Consider the following 18567-nt stretch of genomic DNA (forward strand, 5'->3'; position numbering starts at 1 on the left):
GCTCTTTGCCCGACCAGCTCTTCCTGTCAAAACCGGCCTTCGAGCATCAAGAGGGCTCACCGACGCAACAGATCGTTCCACGCCCAGGATGGTTGACATTGGACGGCGAGCATGCCGACGGACACGAGTACCCATCTCTCTATTCCGCACAGTAGCCATCTCAGCAGGGCAGATTTCTTCTGTGAACTTCAGGAATAAGGATATGGGAAATACTTACACGAATGCTCCTATCTTTTCTCAGAATCTGCTATCCCCGGACAGAACTACTCGGTGTGATCACCCCTGTTTCTTTCAGCAAACAGCAGTGCTTATATTTCTTCCCCGAACCGCAGGGGCACGGATCGTTTCGGCCGACCTTCTGCTTCTTCCGCGCTGGTCCCGCACCATCGCCACCCCGATTTGGCGTGCCAACCTGCATGACCGGCCGTGTCAAGGCCGGAGCCAGCTGCACACGGTAGATCAGGCGTGCCACGTCGTACTCGATGTTCTCCAGCAACTGCTGGAACATCCGGTAGCCTTCACGCTTATAGACCACCAGCGGATCGAGCTGGCCGTACGCTTGCAGACCAACTTCATGTCGCATGTGCTCCATTTCAGTCAAATGCTCGATCCACAGCCGATCCATCACTTGGAGTAGAACGAGACGCTCAATGGTCCGCATCGTAGCAGCGCCAAACTCGGCCTCGCGGCGCTCATACCGAGCAAGCGCCCGCTGCCAAAGCATCTCAACAAGCTCGTCCTCGTCGCGCTTCTCCAACTCGCGCGGCGTGAGACCGTCCGCATCGCCAACGATGCCCACAAACGTGCGCAGGATATCCTCCGGGTCCGGTTCATCAGTGGCCTCAAACGCCTGCTTCACCGCCTTTTCGATCTGCCGCCGCACCATACCAAGGACATGCTCGCGCATGTCCTCGCCCATGACAATCTTCCGACGATCGGCGTAAATCACCTCACGATGCTTATTGATGACACTGTCATACTCGACGAGGTGCTTGCGCAAATCAAAGTTGTAGCCTTCAATCTTCTTCTGTGCCTCCTCAATCATCCGGCTAACCAAGGGATGTTCAATGGGATGGTCATCGTCCATCCCCAGTTTCTCGAGCAATCCCTCAATCCGATCGGTCCCAACACGGCGTAGCAACTCATCTTCCAGTGAGACGTAGAACCGGCTTGAACCGGGATCGCCCTGCCGCCCGGCACGCCCTCGCAGCTGGTTGTCGATTCGTCGTGCTTCATGGCGCTCGGTACCAATAACATGCAGCCCCCCCAGGTCAGCCACACCGGGGCCAAGGACGATGTCAGTTCCTCGACCGGCCATGTTGGTCGCAATCGTCACCGCACCACGTTGACCGGCTTTCGCCACAATCAGGGCCTCACGCTCATGGTGCTTCGCGTTCAGTACCTCGTGCGGAATCCCCTCACGCTTCAGCAACTGGCTCAGGTACTCGCTCTTCTCAATCGACGTTGTACCGACGAGCACCGGACGCCCAATTGCGTGCAGCTCCTTAATCTCACGAACAACCGCCCGAAACTTCCCTTCCTCCGTGCGATAAACGATGTCCGGGTGATCCACACGAATCATCGGCTTATGAGTTGGAATAACGACCACCTCGAGGTTGTAAATTGTCTGGAACTCCTCGGCTTCTGTTGCCGCAGTTCCAGTCATTCCGGCCAACTTCTCATACATGCGGAAGTAGTTCTGATAGGTGATCGTCGCCTGGGTCACCGTCTCCTGACGGACACGCAGTCCCTCTTTCGCCTCAATCGCCTGGTGGAGCCCCTCGCTGTACCGTCGACCCGGCATCATGCGCCCCGTGAATTCGTCGACGATGATCACCTCACCATCGCGCACGATGTAGTCGCGGTCACGCAGGTAGAGCTCCTTGGCCTTGAGCGCTGTTTCCAAGAAGTGGACAGCGTCAGAATAGCGATCGTCATAGAGGCTATGTCCCTCGGGGATGCCGAGCAGACGCTCGACCCGATCAATCCCTGCCTCCGTTAACGTCACCGTCCGGTGCTTCAAATCCACCGCGTAATGCACGTCACGCCGCAGCTGCCGCGCAATTTGCGCGAACTGGTAGTAGCGGTCGACCGTGTCGCGCGCCGGTCCAGAGATGATCAGCGGCGTACGAGCCTCGTCAATCAAGATATTGTCAACCTCGTCGACAATGGCAAAGTACAGCTCGTGCTGCACGATATCCTCGGGACGATAGACCAGGTTGTCCCGCAGATAGTCGAAACCAAACTCGTGGTTTGTCCCGTAGGTGATATCGGCAAGATACGCTTCCCGGCGGCTGACCGGTCGCCAGTGATTGAGACGATCGTCCGGGCTCGGATCGGGCGCCATATAGGTCGGATCGTAGATGCCGGCAAATTCGTGCGTGATCACACCGACCGAAAGGCCGAGGGAATGATAGATCGGCCCCATCCAGCCACCACCGACCCGAGACAAATAGTCGTTCGGCGTGACCAGATGGCAGCCTCGACCAAGCAAGGCGTTTAAGTAGAGCGGCAAGGTTGCAACGAGGGTTTTCCCTTCGCCTGTCTTCATCTCGGCGATCTTGCCTTCGTGGAGGACAATGCCGGCCATAAGCTGCACGTCAAAGTGCCGCATGTTCAATGTGCGTCGTGCAGCCTCCCGCACAACTGCAAATGCCTCCACCAGGATGTCATCAAGCGTCTCACCATCTTCCAAACGTGCCTTAAACTCCTCCGTCTTCGCCCGGAGTTCGGCGTCACTCAGTTGCTGGATTTCAGGCTCGAGCGCGTTGATTTCGTCAACGATCCGACGCAAACGCTTCAGTTCGCGCTCGTTCGGGTCGCCCAAGATCTTCTTTAGTACGTTCCGCATGGACTCGTCTCCCAAAGTCAGTCTGGCGCGGATGCATTCCTGGCACCCGTACCGGTCAAGTCTACCGCTCGCCCCGGCAGCCTGACGACCAGAATGGGTAGGATGAGGACGAGCGGAAAGGGGGAGAGGAAGATGCCGGGAAACGGTTCAGTCCTTGATCGGTGGCTGCCCTTCGCATATCGGAGTGAACTCATCGTGATAGGCATCGCTACGCATCTCGGATTCAACATCGTCGCGGCTGCCGCATTTCGGCTCGCTGCGCTGAGCAGCAGCTGGATTACCTTTCTTGTGTGGCAGGTCGTCGGCAATCTCGCCGGTTTCGTCACCGTCCTTGCGCTCACCGTCCTCTTGCGCTATCTCCCGCTTTCGATCGCCTACCCGATCACGACCGGACTCTCTGTCATCGGAGTGCAGGTCATCGCGGCAAGCGTGCTTTTGCACGAATCACTCCCCCTTCGGGTGTGGTTGGGGACAGCGCTCATTGTGAGTGGCATCCTTCTCGTCGGAGGCCGCATCTGAAACGATGGCCAGACGTCACCATCGGACGACCGAACGTGACTCTTCTTTCGCGGAACGGGTTTACGCGATCGTCCGCCGCATTCCTCCAGGCCGAGTAACGACCTACGGTCGTATCGCACGTGCGGCTGGCACAACTCGATCCGCACGGATGGTCGGCTGGCTCCTGCACCACGCGCCACCAGATGTCGCCGCGGTCGCCCACCGGGTCGTCAACCGCAATGGGGAGCTGACGGGCGGGTGGGCTTGGGGCCATCCAGCCGTCATGCGCGCGCTGCTTGAAGAGGAGGGGGTCACTTTTATTGAGGAATTTCGCGTTGATCTCGAACGCCACCTGTGGGAGCCAGATGATGACCCCATCGACACCGAGGAAATGGCGTCGTAAATTCCACGACTGCGCGGCGAAACCGTCGCCTTTGCCGCAATGGCTGTCGAACGTGACACGCCGTTTCCCTCAGCCGCCACCGACGAAATGCACCACTTCCAGTGTGTCCCCGTCACGGAGCTCCCGCTGCTCGTACTCGTCACGCGTGACAATTTCACCGTTGTGCTCGACTGCGACCAGCCGAGGGTCAACCCCACGCGCCCGCAGGAACTCAGCGATGGTCCGCACTCCGTCCAGCTCGACCGGTTTCCCGTTTAAGATCACACGAATTGCCATCGCCACGCACCTCGTCCATCGCCCGTCGGTACGCACGCACCGCTGCGACCGGATCGTCTGCTGCGAGGATTCCACGGATGACAGCAACGCCGTGCGCGCCCATCCTAACAACGGCCGGGACACGGTCAGGTGTGATGCCACCGATGGCGACGATCGGGACGTGGGTGGCATGCACCACCGCACGCAAGGCATCAAGCCCACGGGCAGCTGCGCCGGGCTTGCTCGCCGTCTCGTACACATTTCCGTAGAGAAGGTAATCACACCCCTCCGCGGCTGCTGCCCGCGCAGCCTCAACACTGTGCACCGAACGGCCAACGACTCGTCCCCGACCAAGCAACTCCCGCGCTGCCCACACCGGTAATCCCTGCTCCGGTAGATGCACCCCGTCAGCTTGACACAGAAGAGCGAGATCAAGACGGTCGTTCACGAGCAAGACGGCCGGCGGCACAATGAGACGACGGAGCTCTGCAGCCACCTTCAGAAGCTCACCAGCCGCAACGCCCGGCGCCCGGAGGTGGACAGCATCCACACCAGCCTGGAGCAGTCGGGGTAACCACTCACAGAGCTGCTCGAAGGGGCAAACCACCGGATCGGTGATGAGATGAAGGCGGGGTACTGTCCAGGGATTCATGGTCGCTCCGCCAGCGCTTCGTCGACCACCCTGCGCAACTGCGCGGCAGCGAGACGGACATCATCAGCACTCACGACTGCAGAAATCACTGCCACACCGACCGCACCGGCTCGAATCACCGTACCCGCGTTCTCGGCCGTGATGCCTCCGATTCCAACGACCGGTATACGGACCGCCGCGACGATCTGCTGGACATGCGCAAGGCCAACTGCTGGACCTGCGTCCGGTTTCGTCACCGTCGGATAGACCGGCCCTACACCCAGGTAGTCAGCACCAGCCGCCTCAGCCTCTAGCGCCTGCTCCAAGGTCTCGGGTGAGAAGCCGACGACGAGTTGATCACCGACTAAGCGACGCGTCTCGGCGACTGGTAGATCAGTGACACCGACGTGCACGCCATCTGCCTCAAGGGCGAGCGCGAGGTCGACTCGGTCGTTGACTACGAAGAGCGCTCCCTCACGGCTACAGAGTTCGCGCAGTTCCCGCCCCACGCGCAAGGCCTCGCTCAGCGGGCCGGATTTCCAGCGGAGCTGAATCGCTGTTGCACCGCCAGCAATCGCTTGGCGCGCAATCTCGCTTTCCGGTCGCCCACGCGCAAGTGCTCGGTCGGTAATCACGTAGAGTCGTAAAGCATCACGCAGTCGTGTGCCACGCCATGACACCATGACCTACTCCTTGCGCACCACACCCTCGAGCGGCGAACTCGCCGAGGCGTATGGCTTCTTGGGGATCCGGCCGGCGAGATAGCAGAGTCGTCCCGCCTCGATTGCCAAACGCATTGCCCGCGCCATCTTGACGGGATCACCGGCCTGGGCAATTGCCGTGTTGATGAGACAGGCATCAGCCCCGAGCTCCATTGCCAATGCCGCATCAGACGGTGCCCCAATCCCCGCATCAACGATTACCGGAACGTTCGCTTGCTCCACGATGATCTGCAACCAACGAAAGTCTGGTAATCCCTGCCCCGAGCCGATGGGGGAAGCCAACGGCATCACGGTCGCACAGCCGACTTCCTCCAGCTGCTTGGCGAGGACCGGATCCTGGTTGATATAGGGCAAAACGACAAACCCTTCCTGTACAAGGACCTTCGCTGCCTCCAGCGTGCCAATCGGGTCGGGCAAAAGATACTTTGGGTCCGGGATCACCTCGAGTTTGACCCAATTGGATAGTCCCATGGCGCGAGCCAGCCGCGCCACACGAATCGCCTCCTCCGGCGTCCGGCAGCCTGCGGTATTGGGGAGAATCTGGTATTTGGTCCAATCGATGACCTCCAAAATACTCCGGCTCTTTGGATCGTCGAAGTCGATGCGCCGCAGCGCAACAGTGACCATCTCACAGCCAGAGGCCTCGAGCGCGGCCAGCATCTCCTCGTTCGAGCGCCATTTCCCCGTTCCGAGGATGAGTCGCGAGCGAAACTCACGATCGGCGATCTTGAGGGGCTTGTCCTCAACCGTCATCCGCGCCGGTCCCATCATCTCCGCCATCATGGCACCTCCTGCTCCTGCACCACGGGAGACCACCAGGCATGGAAGTGGTGTACCGGTGACCGCCCCTGCCCAATGGCAAAGGCTGTCTCCAGTGCACGGTGCAGGTAGCGTTTGGCCTCCCACACGGCTGTCGCCACATCGAATCCCCGTGCCAGAAAGGCTGCGATAGCCGCTGAGAAGGTACACCCAGTACCATGCGTATGCGGCGTCAACACCCGTGGCAGCGCAAATCGTTCAAAGGTCCGCCCATCGAAGAGGAGATCGACTACCTCGTCGCCATCGACGTGGCCACCCTTGAGTACCACGTAACGGGGGCCAAAGGCATGAATGATCCTGGCTGCCTCATGCATCTCGGCTTCGCTCCGCACCGATCGCCCGCTCAGGACTTCGGCTTCCGGCGCGTTCGGCGTCACAATGTAGGCCAGTGGCAGGAGTGTTTGGCGCAGCGCAGCCACTGCATCTTCCCGGAGCAGGCGATCACCACTCTTGGCCACCATCACCGGGTCGACGACGAGCCGCTCGATGCGATGCCGCTGAACGCCTGCTGCAACTGTCTCGATGATCGCCGCCGAACTCAGCATCCCTGTCTTGGCGGCGTCCGCACCGATGTCTTCCATGACGGCATCGAGCTGCGCTGCAATGATCTCGGTTGGGATCTCATGGACGGCCGTGACTCCGACCGTATTCTGTGCGGTGATCGCCGTGATGACGGTAGACCCATAGACCCCAAGTGCGCTAAACGTCTTGAGGTCGGCTTGGATCCCTGCACCGGCCCCAGAGTCAGAACCGGCGATCGTGAGCGCCTTGGGAACATGAACACCCTTCGGCATCGCCACCTCCCGCCAACTGGAGAAACATCATGACGAGGGGGCGGAAACAGAATCCGCCGTCCCAACGGGGCGGCGGGTGGAGGAAGAGCTGAGGATTGGTGCCGTCCCTGCGCTGGCATTACCCAGATCAGGTTCGGAGGGTTGGCCGACTGTCTGTCGACCTCTCAGCGCTTCCGCGCACCCCTGGCACCCGTCAGGCCAAGCCTAGCATGAGGCACCCGCACCTGCAACTGCCCGAGCCTCAACCCGAGAGCACCTTCCATCGTTCTTGCATCACGCTTGACTTGGACCAGCAAACACGAGAGCATCTCACCGACGCTCTCAGCCGATGGTGACCGAGTGACTCCAGAGGCAACTAGACTGGTTCTGAACGCGCTTGACCTTGGCCCTTGAGCTGACGGAGCAGGAGCAAAAGGCACGAGCCCCAAGGTGACTCAACCACCTGGTCTTTGCACCGTTCGAGACTGATCCGGCCAAGTCAGCCGGGAGGCACCCCTGCCACCCTGGCCGACTCAATTCAGGACAGGCTCTCTTAGCGCTCCGCCTGCCGCGGATCGAACGCGTCCCGAAGGCCATCACCAACAAACGTGAAGGCTAGGGTGATCGATGCAACAGCCAAAGTGGGAGCGATCAGCATCCAAGGCTGCGACTCCCAGGCCTTCGATCCTTCCAAGATCATGCTTCCCCAGCTCGTTGGAAACGGTGCATCGAGCTGAACGGTCGGTCGGATGCCAATACCGAGATAACTCAGGATTGCCTCAGAGATGATGGCCCCGGGCACGATATAGGCAGCGACAACGATGATCGGCCCCAGGGTATTCGGAACGATGTGCCGGGCGACAATACTCGCTCCACTGGCCCCGATTGCCCGCGCTGCCTCCACGAACTCCTTTTGCTTTAACGCGAGGACCTCGCCACGGACCAGCCGGGCGACGGTTACCCAACTGACGAGCGAAAGCGTGATGAAGAGGAGAACAAGACCATTCAGGAGTTTCCCGATCCAGGCATCTTGAAACGCCACCTGCATGATGATGAAGAGCAGAAGATCAGGGAATGCATAGACGACATCGGTAAAGCGCATGAGCAGGTTATCCACACGCCCACCCGCGTAGCCAGCCAGTAAGCCGACGAGCATACCGATCGAGACGGTAAAGACCATTGGTACGAAACCAACAACGAGGGACACGCGCGTCCCGTACACTAGGCGGCTAAAAACATCGCGTCCTACCGAGTCCGTGCCCAGCGGATACTCCCAGGTGCCGGTCCGCATCGGATTTGGGTCATGGATCCAAGCGGCTTGGCGAAAGACCCCAGCGTGCTGGACATCGCTCTGAACAGGATTATGCGGGGCAATAACTGGTGCTGCGATAGCGACGATGGCCAGGAACAGAATATAGGCCAGCCCAGCGATGGCGAGACGATTCTTGCGGAAGCGTCGCCAGGCGTCGCTCCACAGGCTCCGGGGCGGTCGCCGAAGTTCTAGGTCACGATCCAGCGCTCGCATGGTCGTTGTCGGCGCTGCCATACCTCGTCGCCCCTTAGACACGGATCCGCGGATCAAGGACGCCATACATGACGTCCACCCAGAGATTTGCCAGCGCGACGAACAGTGCATACATCAGGGTCGTCCCCATGATCATCGAATAGTCACGGGCGGCAATCGCCACCACGTACTCCCGACCCATTCCCGGCACATTAAAGATCGTCTCGATGATGAACGAGCCCGTCACCAGTCCCGCCACCGCCGGACCGAGGACAGTCACCACAGCGATGAGCGCATTCCGCACCATGTGCCGGGTGACGACGCGGAACTCGCTCAGTCCCTTCGCCCGCGCCGTACGCACATAATCCTGCCGGATGACTTCGAGCATTGATGAGCGAGTCAAGCGCGTCAGATACGACATCGTCCCAAGCCCGAGGACAATGCCAGGTGCAAGGTAGGCGGTCGAAAATCCTTGCCACTCCTCCGGTTGGCGGATTGGCTTGATACCGAACGCTTGACTCAAGAAGATGATCACCAGCACGCCAATGATGAAACTTGGCACCGAGACGCCAAGGGTTGCGACGGTGAGGCTGATGTAGTCGATCCAGCTGTTCTGCTTGAGTGCGCCGAAAATCCCCAGCGGAATGCCCACGACCACGGCAAACGCCGTCGCTACAAGGCCCACTTTTGCGGTCGTGGGAAACTTGCGCCAGAGGATACTCTGCACCGACTCCGTTCCCTTCGAGCGGTAGGAGGGTCCCAGATCGAGCCGAGCCAGTCCCCAGAGATAGCGGAAGTACTGGCTATCGAGGAACGCCCCAAGGAGCCGTACCGGATTCCGTTCCCCGGCCTGCCAGCGGGCGCGAACCTGCTCGATATTCACCCACACCGGTTTGTCCAGGCCGAATTTCTGATTGAGCGCCTTCAGGGTGGCCGAAGCGACTGGCTTCTCACGATCCCACGGTCCACCCGGTGCCTGGTGCATGAGAAAGAAGGTAATCGTCGTGACCGCAAGGATCACCGGGATCAGCCACAACAGGCGGCGGAGAATGAAGGCAAGGAGCATTGGCAAATCCCCCATGACAGTATGCGCCGGGCCGGGGTGTGGGCCCCGGCCCGGCTCGAGCATGCTACCGCGTCACGTCAAGCGTCATGAGCGAAGCGAATTCGCCGGGGAAGGCATCGTCGCTCGGCGTCGGGTTATACCCTGTAACGTATGGCTTGACAAGCCAAATATTCAACGGGTTGTACAAGAAGGGTCCTGGCACGTCGTTGACCAGCATCTGCTCAGCCTGCTTGTAGAGCTCGATCCGCTTTTGCTGGTCAAGCTCCTGGTCCGCCTGTGTCACGATCTTATCGAATTCCTGGTTGCAGTACCCGAAACGCTGGGCGAACGTCGCGTCGCACTTCCAGTAGACGCTCAACCAGTTCTGCGGATCCGGGTAGTCCTGGATCCATCCCGCGAGGGTCATCTGTGGATAGGTAGCGGGATCCTTGCGCATCGCAACGAGCGTCTTCCCGTCCACCGGCTCGAGGGTGATGTTCACCCCAAGAATGTCACGGTACTGCCCCGCGATCCACTCGACGCGCGGTCGCGCCGCCGGATCATCGCTGTTGTATGTCAGCTTGATCTCTGGCAACTTCTCCGGACCGCCGTAACTCGACTCAGCCAGTGCCTGCTTCGCCTTCTGTGGATCGAAAGCGTACGCGTCGGTGCCGATGTACCCGGGAATCCCAGGCGGGATCCACTCGAGCGTCGGTGTGCAATCACCGTTCCGAATCTGCTCACAGTAGGTCTTGCGGTCAAATGCGTAGGCGAAAGCCTCACGCACCTTCTTGTCGGTAAATGGCTCCTTGGTCAGGTTAAAAGAAAGCATAATCGTCGTGGCAGCCGGATAGGTTACCAACTGCTTGGAGAGCTCCGGGTCGCTCTTAATCGCCGGTAGTTGTGACGGATCCGGCGAGAACATGTCGATCTGTCCTGCCTTATACGCCTCCAGTGCGACCGAACTCGCCTTTTGGTAGATAATCTCCACCGCATCGAGCTTCGGATTGCCCTCCCAGTAGTTGGGATTCGCCACAAAACGGATCCGTTGATCCTCTACTACCTCAACCATCTGGAAGGGACCGTTCCCGATCTGCAGCTTGGGATCCTTCCACCAGTTTTCCCCACCTTGTTCAATGAGCTCCTTCCGGGCCGGATAGAAAACTCAGAGTGAAGCGATGGTCGGGAAATACGGTGCCGGATGCGTCAACCGAACAATCAGTGTCCGGTCATCCGGCGCCTCGACGCCGAGCTTCTTCCGAGCCTCCTCATACTTTGCCTGATCATTTGGATCGGTCTCGGCGAATTCCTGACAACCGACAATGTCAAAGAGGATCGACTGGTACTCCCCAGCCGTCTTTGTGTCACAGGTTCGCTCCACCGCGTAGCGGAATCATTCGGCTGTCAGAGGGGTACCATCGGTGTATTTCAGACCCGGGCGCAGGTGGAACGTCACTACAGTTCCGTCCTGATTGAACTCCCAGGATTCTGCTGCCGCTGGGACGGTGTTCAAGTTCTGGTCCAGCCGCGTGAGCCCCTCGTAGTTCATATGGAGGACGGCAATCTCCTTGGAGAAGGAACTCTTCTGCGGATCAAAGACATCCGGATAGGTATACTCGTGAATACGTAGCACCTTCTGCCCGGTCGGGGGTCTTCACCATAGCAGCGGTCAGCGTCGCGGCGGCCGCTGGCGTCTCCGCCGCCGTGGGAGTCGCACCACTCGGTGCTGGGGTTGGCGTTGCTTGCGTCCGTGCGCAGGCAGTAAGAATTGGGACCGCCAACGCCAACACCGAGGCCAGGTGCCACAGCCGTTTGAGTTGTTTGGACCTCACCTCACACCTCACGTTTCCGCAAACAGTCTCCGCAAGACAACACGGCCAATTCGTTCTGCGGCTCCGTGATGGTGTGCGGTGGACCTCGCTCGCGTTGATCGGGCACCCTGCACCTCAGCCGTCAACCGGCTGCGGGTACTCTACACCACGTCACCTGACAAGTCAACAACCTCAGCCGAATCGGCATCCCATGAGAACGCGTTCAACCTCGAGGACTGCAACGGAACATCGACCGAAGATCAAACGGGACAACCCGGATACCGGCACGACACTTCTCCTCCCGATGACGGCAATGCACGCCTTTCGCGTACTTTCCCTCTATACTTCGCGCCAGGCGGCCCACAGTGGCCAGGGGTGAGGAGGAAGCGATGATACCCGAGGACCTCCGGCGCCTACACTTGCGGTTTGCTTCCCGTGCGGTGCATGCCGGGGAGCGACCAGCCCCCCGCGAAGTGATCCCCACCGCCACTCCCATCTACTCGACTTCGACCTTTCTCTATCGGGATATCGACCGGATGGACGCAGCCCTCGGTGGCGCTGAAGGCGTCTTCGTCTACGGTCGCTATGGCAACCCCACAACCGAGGCTCTCGAAATTGCGATCGCTGCGCTCGAAGAACAGGAGGCTGCCGCTGCCTTCAGCTCGGGGATGGCAGCTTTGCACGCGACCGTCCTCTCCTGTGTCGAGACAGGCGATCGCATTGTCGCCTCGCGTGACCTCTACGGTCAAACAATCACCTTGCTCCGAGCCGTGTTCGGTCCACTCGGTGTGGAAACGGCGTTTGTCGATATCCGAGATCTTGATCAGGTTGAGAAGGAGCTCCAGCGCGGCCGCGTCCGTCTCGTCCTCTGCGAGACCATTTCGAACCCCCTGCTCCGCGTCACCGATCTCCCCGCCCTCGCTGAGCTCGCTCATCGCTATGGGGCACGGCTGGCCGTCGACAACACCTTCGCGACTCCCTATCTCGTCCGCCCCGGCACTTTCGGCGCGGACTATGTCATCCATAGCGCCACCAAGTATCTCAGCGGCCATGGGGACGTTACCGCCGGTGTTGTCGCCACCACGGCGGACCGTCGGTGGGAGTTGAACGAGATCAACAAGACTGTCGGGGGCATAGTTGGTCCTTTTGAGGCCTATCTCGTTCTCCGTGGACTCAAGACACTCCCCCTGCGAATGCGTCGGCAGTGTGAGAACGCTATTCGCGTCGCCAATTGGCTCGCCGAACACCCCGCAATCGAACGGGTTTACTTCCCGGGATTGCCAACCCATCCGAGCCATGAAACGGCAGTACGTCTCTTCCCGCCGGGTGAGTTCGGCGCGATGGTCGCCTTCGATATTCGTAGCGGCACACGAGACCGTATCTTCCGTTTCCTCCAGAGTCTCCAGCTCGTCATTCCAGCGACGACACTTGGCGATGTGTATTCCGAAGTCCTGTACCCTGTCATGGCCTCTCACCGTGGTCTCTCTCCTGAAGAACGCCAGGTCATGGGTATCGGCGAAGGACTGGTTCGTCTTTCCGTCGGGATCGAAGACCCCGAGGACATCATCGCTGACCTTGCGCACGCACTGGCGCAGATCAGGTAACCAGCAAGCTCAGCCACTCATCGCAGCGTCGCTCGCGCCGCAGGACAGTCGACCTGCCTGCCTCCCGTTCAGGAACTTGTAAAGCCCCCTGGGGCACTGTCGAAGTGTCTGCCTCAACGTCCCTCTTGGGCAACAGCAGCCCACACGCTGCGAACGGCAGGCGACCACGAAGACCACACACCCATTTTCAAGATCGAGGCACCGAATGAGAAAAGGTGAAGCCGCACCATTTTAGAACCCACGGGCACGTCCGAATTCGTGGACATCGCGCCGGACAGCTGAACCACCGTATCCCTCGACCTCCCACCGTGGCCGGCCTTGACCGGATGAACTCGAGACACAGAGGGCAAAAGTCCCCACTCGTTCCTCTTGTCTCCTAAGGGATCTGACTTGACGGGTTGAAGCTCCCGCGGTACACAGCCCCCGACGGCATGGGACGAGGAGGCGATCGGAGCAGTGCGATGCACCTGGAACGCAAAGTCGAAGCTATCCGTGCAGCGATGCCGGCTGTGCACGAGCATGTCTACCTGAATACAGGCACCTATGGACCACTACCCCAAGTCGTGGTTGAGGCGATGCGGTCGGTTTCGGAACGCGAGTTCATCGACGGAAGGATCACCCGCGAGAACTATGAACGCACCACTGAGCTGAAGGCCGCTGCGAGGCAGGAGGTTGCACACCTCCTCGGTTGTCATCCTGACCAGATCGCGCTGACGAGGCATACCACCGACGGCATCAATTTGGCAGTGATGGGCATCAATTGGCAGCCAGGGGACGAGATCGTCACCACTGATATGGAACATCCGGGGGCCCAAGGGCCGATCTTTAACGTCATCCGGCGGTATGGCGTCAGTGTTCGGACGGTACGCCTCGGGACCGGCGCCGGTGATGTCGTTAGCGCCATCGCACGCCTGATCGGTCCGCGGACCCGGATGGTGGTTCTCTCGCACCTCACGTGGAACACTGGTGCCGTGCTCCCCGTCAAGGAGATCGCCGAGCTCGCACACCGCGTCGGAGCACTCGTCGTCATTGACGGTGCCCAGTCCGCGGGATCTCTCCCCGTGAACGTCAAGGAGCTCAGCGTCGACGTGTACGCCATTCCTGGGCAGAAGTGGTTGTGCGGCCCGGAAGGCACCGGGGCGGTGTATTTTTCCGACGATGCACTCGATCAACTGCAGCTGACCATCGTCGGCTACGCCTCCCTGGTCCAAGGAGCACTAGAACCGATTGGCGGCTACTTCGTACCCAAACCCACCGCTGAACGCTTCGAGGTGGGCGGTGTGCACATGCCCGCGATCGCCGGGCAGGTCGCTGCGCTCCGCTGGTTACGGGAAGACGTCGGTTACGACTGGATCTTTGGGCGCATCGCCGCACTGGGTCACTATGCCTGGCAACGCCTCGCCGGACTGGAGGGCGTGGAGGTGCTGACGCCCCCCGATCGGATGGCCGGGCTCGTGACTTTTACCGTGCGCGACTGCGACCCACAGCAACTTGTGGAGAAGCTGCTCGAACGGAACGTCATCGTCCGCTGGATCACTCATCCCTACAGCGTGCGTCTTTCGGCTGGGTTTTACAATACCGAAGACGATATTGAGCGCCTGATCGAGGCGCTCCTCGCAGTGCGTTCTGAACTTCTGGGAGCCAGGAGAACGACCGGATGAATCAGGATCAGCGCACAATATCAGTGTGGCCTGCTGGCCATCGCGCCGCACTCGTCGTCTCAATTGATGTCGACGGCGAATATGGCGTTATCACTCAGCACGGGGAGTCGGACTGGTACTGGCGTGCCCAAGCAAAGTACGATCTCGATGCCGGTCTCGCACGTCTCTTAGAGCTCCTCGCCGACTACGAGGTCAAAGCGACTTTTTGTTGGGTCGGTCTCGCCGCGGAAGAGCGCCCCGATGCCGTCCGTGCTGTGGCTGGGGCAGGACACGAGATCGCCACGCATGGGTGGGATCACCGTCTGTACAGCCAGATGACGCGCGAGCAGCAACGAGAAGACTTGATCCGGACGCGCGACGTCCTGACCGAACTCTCGGGGGCGACACCGGTGGGCCACAAATCCCCCTTCTGGCAGTCCACACCAGAAACAATTGCGCTGCTTCAAGAACTCGGCTTCCAGTGGAACATGGATCTGGCTCTCGGCGACCTTCCTGTACCAATGCGCCCCAATCCTGCACGCCTTCCGGTCATCCAGTTGCCTCCGTCTCGCTGGTGGGACGACTATACCTTCTTCATCGAGCAGTCCCTTCCGCCCAGACTCGTCGCCGAATTCTGGCGTGAGGACTTCGAAGTTTTGCGCGCCGAGGGCAAGCTCATGTGTCTGACACTCCATCCCTGGATCTGTGGACGCCCAGGCCCCTCGCGCACACTCGGGCAGTTCCTCGACTATGTGATCGCGCTTGGTGACGTGTGGATCGCCCGTGCCGACCATGTGGCTCTTTGGTGGCGAGAGCGGGAGCGTGATCTCGAGATGGGTTCTCCTGAGCTCTCGTGACACCCATCTCTGTCCCCCGTGATCGATTTCGATCCAGGACTCACCGAGCCAGCACAGTCCAGGGAGACCACGCGGCAACGATGCACGCAGGCTGACGCTGCAGGCATGGAAGATGGGTCCCGGCAGTTTCCGCGACGTGCTCGTTGCAACGCTCCTCCGCAGGGGTGAGACAGCGCGACCGAAGACCAATGGCGCTGCACACCCGTGCACCCCACTTTCGGTACACTCGGATCCGTCGCAGCTCGACGGAAGTAATGAGGGGATACGATGACGCAGTCGACCGTGACAGGACGAGGTCATTCGCCACTGGTCATACTACTTCTGCTCGCGCTCTCGCTCGTCTTAACCGCGTGTTCTGCTGTCGGCGCAGGGCGTCCGACTCCGACGGCTACACTGACACTTCTCAATGATCCAGCACCGAGGGACCTTGTACTCGTGACTCCTGCTCCTGAACCGTCCCCGACACCGGTACCTCCGGCCACTCCCACAGCAACACCTGAACCGACTCTCACACCGATACCCACTCCAACACCGCAGCCGACGCCCGTTCCAGACAACGTCTTTCTCGAGCCGATGTCGCACGAGTTCCAGACCTGGAACAACTGCGCAGCCGTGTCGGCGGCAATGGTTCTCTCCTACTTCGGCATCCAGCGCACCCAGGCACAGCTCGGCCCAGTGCTCCGGCCAAACTCGGGTGACAAGCATGTCGAACCGTATCAACTCGTCGGGTTGCTCGAGCAGTTCGGTCTCCGGGCGCGTGTCCTGGAGGGAGGCTCTCTTGAACGCATTGAGGAACTTGTGGCAGCAGGCTTTCCCGTCATTACTCCCCAGTGGCTTGACCACAAACCAGACGCGATCGGGCACTACCGAGTGGTCCGCGGCTTTGACCGCCGCCAAGGGGTTGTTTTCGTGAACGATTCCATGATTGGTGCTGGTGTTGCCATGCCGTATACGGAGTTTGAGGAACTCTGGCGCGCCTTCGCTTTCCGGTACATTCCCGTCTACCGGCCAGAAGACGAGCCGCGGGTGCTTGCAATCCTCGGTGAGGACGCTGACCCACGCCGCAATGTTGAGCGCGCCAACCAGTGGATGCGTGAACTTGTTGCCCAGCATCCTGACGACGCCTACCTGTGGTTCTCGCTGGGGACGACCGAGTATCTTCTCGGCAACATCGACGCCGCGCTTGCCGCCTACGAGCGTGCGGCTGCCATTGGTCTCCCACCCAAGATGCTCTGGTACCAGTTCTGGCCGGTTTCGGCTTACGTCGATGCCGGGCAGTATCAACGTGCCCTGGAGCTCGCTGCTGCGCAGATCGCGAGCGCTGGTGTTTTCGGTGAGATGCATTACGAGCGAGGACGCGCCTTCGAGGCACTTGGCCAAACAAACGCAGCGATCGCCGAGTATCGCAGGGCACTCGACGACGACGCGAATCTTCAGGCCGCGCGTGATGCACTCGCTCGCCTCGGCGTGCAACCCTAGCGCTCGCTTGGCTCTCGTGTTACGCTGCCGCGCGGAAGAGAATGGAGCACTCGGATGTCGGCCGATCTGATCCTTTATGGTGGACAAGTCCTAACCGCGGTTCCTGGAGCGCCACCAGCGAGTGCCGTCGCCATCCTGCAGAACCGGATCCTCGCCGTCGGTACCGACGATGCGGTGCAAACTCTTGCTGGCCCTGCCACGGACCTTATCCCGCTTCGCGGACGTACGGTCGTCCCCGGTTTCAACGATGCTCATTGTCACCCGATCGCGCTCGGCCTCAGCTTGCGCGAGGTCGACGCACGCACACCACCGAACCACAGCATTGTTGACATCGTGCGGCGAATTGCCGAACGCGCAGCCACCCAGCCGGCAGGAACGTGGATTATCGCGCGGGGATACGACCAGGCACACCTCACTGAACAACGCCACCCGACGCGCGACGACCTCGACCAAGCAACGCGGGAGCATCCTGTCCTCCTTCTTCGCGCCTGTGGTCATATTGGTGTCGCGAACAGCCAGGCACTCGAGCTCGCCGGTATCGGGTCGGGAACCGCCGACCCGCCTGGAGGCACGATCGACCGTGCGGCCGACGGTACACCAACTGGCGTGCTCCGTGAGGCAGCACTCCAACTGGTGCGAGCGAAGCTCCCACCGCCGACGGTCGAAGAACTCGCGGCGGCAATTCGCCAAGCCGGTCGCACCTTTCTCGAGTACGGCGTGACCAGTGTCCAGGAGGCTGGGATTAGACGGGCAGAGGAGTTCCTGGCGTACCAGACGCTGGCAGCACGTGGTGAACTTCCTGTGCGTACCACGCTCATGATCCTCATTGATGCGCTTCTCGAGCCATGCCGCGAACTTGGCATCCGTACCGGCTTGGGCGATGCCTGGTTGCGCATCGGCCCCGCCAAACTGTTCCTGGACGGGAGCATCGGGGGACGAACTGCCCGCATGTCCGAGCCATACCTCGATCGCCCCGAAACATGCGGCCTCTGGATGGATGATCCGGAGGTCATGAAAGGCAAGATTGTCGAGGCCCATCGTGCGGGCTTCCAGTGCTGCGCCCATGCGATCGGCGACGCAGCAATTGAACTGCTTCTGGACGCCTTTGAAGAGGCGCTTCGGCTCGAACCACGGCCGGACCACCGGCACCGCATCGAGCACTGCAGCATCCTCCGTCCGGGCCTTATCGACCGGATTGCACGCCTCGGTGCCATTCCGATCCCCGGCACGACCTTCCTCCACGATTTCCAAGAGGTCTACCTCAGCGGTCTTGGTCGCGAGCGACTTCGCTACGCATATGCCCTCCGCACCTTCCTCGACCGGGGTATCGTTGCCGCTGCAAGTACTGACACACCTGTCTGCTCCCCCAGTGCAATGCTCGGCATTCAGACCATGGTGACCCGGCGCAACGCTGCTGGACAGGTGTTGTGGCCAGAGGAATGCGTAACACTTGACGAGGCGATCCGCGTCTACACCGCGAACGGTGCCTACGCCAGCTTCGAGGAACGCGCCAAGGGAACGCTCGAACCTGGGAAGCTTGCCGATCTGACAGTGCTGGAAACTGACCTGCGCAGCGTTGCACCGGAGGAGCTCGGCACCGTCCGCGTCGACTACACCATTGTTGACGGTCGTGTGGCCTACGTGCGGCCCGGTGCAGCTTGAGAGAGGGGATCGG

General features: G+C 60.5%; 18 protein-coding genes and 1 riboswitch. Of the genes, 7 read left to right on the top strand and 11 right to left on the bottom strand.

All coding sequences use genetic code 11. The features are described 5' to 3' along the window. Positions 1-247 precede the first annotated feature (247 nt). A complete protein-coding gene (secA, locus tag NET03_RS03470) occupies positions 248-2851 on the bottom strand; it encodes a preprotein translocase subunit SecA (RefSeq protein ID WP_252127506.1) in 2604 nt (867 codons plus the stop codon). Positions 2852-2983: 132 nt separating this feature from the next. Here secA and NET03_RS03475 point away from each other — a divergent pair, with 132 nt between their 5' ends. Next, a complete protein-coding gene (locus NET03_RS03475; RefSeq protein ID WP_252127507.1) occupies positions 2984-3370 on the top strand; it encodes a DMT family transporter in 387 nt (128 codons plus the stop codon). A gap of 4 nt (positions 3371-3374) precedes the next feature. Further along, positions 3375-3752, top strand: a complete 378-nt coding sequence (locus tag NET03_RS03480; RefSeq protein ID WP_252127508.1) for an MGMT family protein — start codon at positions 3375-3377, stop codon at positions 3750-3752. A 69-nt stretch (positions 3753-3821) separates the two neighbouring features. Here NET03_RS03480 and thiS read toward each other — a convergent pair whose 3' ends face one another. The 10 genes from thiS to NET03_RS03530 form a co-directional block, all read right to left on the bottom strand. Next, the gene (thiS, locus tag NET03_RS03485; RefSeq protein ID WP_252127509.1) at positions 3822-4028 is read right to left on the bottom strand and encodes a sulfur carrier protein ThiS; all 207 of its coding nucleotides are present in this window, start codon (positions 4026-4028) and stop codon (positions 3822-3824) included. Continuing rightward, positions 3964-4659 (bottom strand): thiamine phosphate synthase, encoded by a 696-nt coding sequence (gene thiE / locus NET03_RS03490; RefSeq protein WP_252127510.1) that lies wholly within the window; start codon positions 4657-4659, stop codon positions 3964-3966. The genes thiS and thiE (NET03_RS03490) overlap by 65 nt, the downstream gene beginning before the upstream one ends. Beyond that, positions 4656-5321, bottom strand: coding sequence for a thiamine phosphate synthase (thiE, locus tag NET03_RS03495; protein WP_252127511.1), 666 nt, complete (start codon positions 5319-5321; stop codon positions 4656-4658). The genes thiE (NET03_RS03490) and thiE (NET03_RS03495) overlap by 4 nt, the downstream gene beginning before the upstream one ends. Positions 5322-5324: 3 nt before the next feature. Continuing rightward, entirely contained in the window at positions 5325-6140 is an 816-nt protein-coding gene (locus tag NET03_RS03500; RefSeq protein ID WP_353655781.1) for a thiazole synthase, read from the bottom strand. Further along, positions 6140-6973 carry a bifunctional hydroxymethylpyrimidine kinase/phosphomethylpyrimidine kinase gene (thiD, locus tag NET03_RS03505; RefSeq protein ID WP_252127512.1) on the bottom strand — a complete coding sequence of 278 codons (834 nt, stop codon included), beginning with the start codon at positions 6971-6973 and terminating at the stop codon, positions 6140-6142. The genes NET03_RS03500 and thiD overlap by 1 nt, the downstream gene beginning before the upstream one ends. 86 nt (positions 6974-7059) lie before the next feature. Then, a riboswitch (TPP riboswitch) is annotated at positions 7060-7168 on the bottom strand. A gap of 337 nt (positions 7169-7505) precedes the next feature. After that, complete coding sequence (locus NET03_RS03510; protein ID WP_252127513.1) at positions 7506-8498, bottom strand: ABC transporter permease; 993 nt, start codon at positions 8496-8498, stop codon at positions 7506-7508. Between the two features lie 13 nt (positions 8499-8511). Continuing rightward, positions 8512-9522 carry an ABC transporter permease gene (locus NET03_RS03515; RefSeq protein WP_252127514.1) on the bottom strand — a complete coding sequence of 337 codons (1011 nt, stop codon included), beginning with the start codon at positions 9520-9522 and terminating at the stop codon, positions 8512-8514. 64 nt (positions 9523-9586) lie between these two features. After that, complete coding sequence (locus NET03_RS03520; RefSeq protein WP_353655782.1) at positions 9587-10639, bottom strand: peptide ABC transporter substrate-binding protein; 1053 nt, start codon at positions 10637-10639, stop codon at positions 9587-9589. 27 nt (positions 10640-10666) lie between these two features. After that, entirely contained in the window at positions 10667-10882 is a 216-nt protein-coding gene (locus NET03_RS03525) for a hypothetical protein (RefSeq protein ID WP_252127516.1), read from the bottom strand. A 12-nt stretch (positions 10883-10894) separates the two neighbouring features. Further along, positions 10895-11134: an ABC transporter substrate-binding protein gene (locus tag NET03_RS03530; RefSeq protein ID WP_252127517.1), complete on the bottom strand. Its 240-nt coding sequence runs from the start codon at positions 11132-11134 to the stop codon at positions 10895-10897. A 567-nt stretch (positions 11135-11701) separates the two neighbouring features. Between NET03_RS03530 and NET03_RS03535 the strand changes: the two genes are divergently transcribed. The 5 genes from NET03_RS03535 to NET03_RS03555 all read left to right on the top strand — a co-directional run bounded on the left by NET03_RS03535 (position 11702) and on the right by NET03_RS03555 (position 18554). Beyond that, positions 11702-12916 carry a trans-sulfuration enzyme family protein gene (locus NET03_RS03535; RefSeq protein WP_252127518.1) on the top strand — a complete coding sequence of 405 codons (1215 nt, stop codon included), beginning with the start codon at positions 11702-11704 and terminating at the stop codon, positions 12914-12916. A 461-nt stretch (positions 12917-13377) separates the two neighbouring features. Next, the gene (locus NET03_RS03540; protein ID WP_252127519.1) at positions 13378-14577 is read left to right on the top strand and encodes an aminotransferase class V-fold PLP-dependent enzyme; all 1200 of its coding nucleotides are present in this window, start codon (positions 13378-13380) and stop codon (positions 14575-14577) included. Beyond that, on the top strand, positions 14574-15413 hold the full coding sequence (locus tag NET03_RS03545) for a polysaccharide deacetylase family protein (RefSeq protein WP_252127520.1): 840 nt from the start codon (positions 14574-14576) through the stop codon (positions 15411-15413). The genes NET03_RS03540 and NET03_RS03545 overlap by 4 nt, the downstream gene beginning before the upstream one ends. A gap of 267 nt (positions 15414-15680) precedes the next feature. After that, complete coding sequence (locus NET03_RS03550) at positions 15681-16892, top strand: C39 family peptidase (RefSeq protein ID WP_252127521.1); 1212 nt, start codon at positions 15681-15683, stop codon at positions 16890-16892. 54 nt (positions 16893-16946) lie between these two features. Next, entirely contained in the window at positions 16947-18554 is a 1608-nt protein-coding gene (locus NET03_RS03555) for an amidohydrolase (RefSeq protein ID WP_252127522.1), read from the top strand. The last annotated feature ends 13 nt before the right edge of the window (positions 18555-18567 follow it).

This window comes from Thermomicrobium sp. CFH 73360, from assembly GCF_023806465.1.
GTDB lineage: Bacteria > Chloroflexota > Chloroflexia > Thermomicrobiales > Thermomicrobiaceae > Thermomicrobium.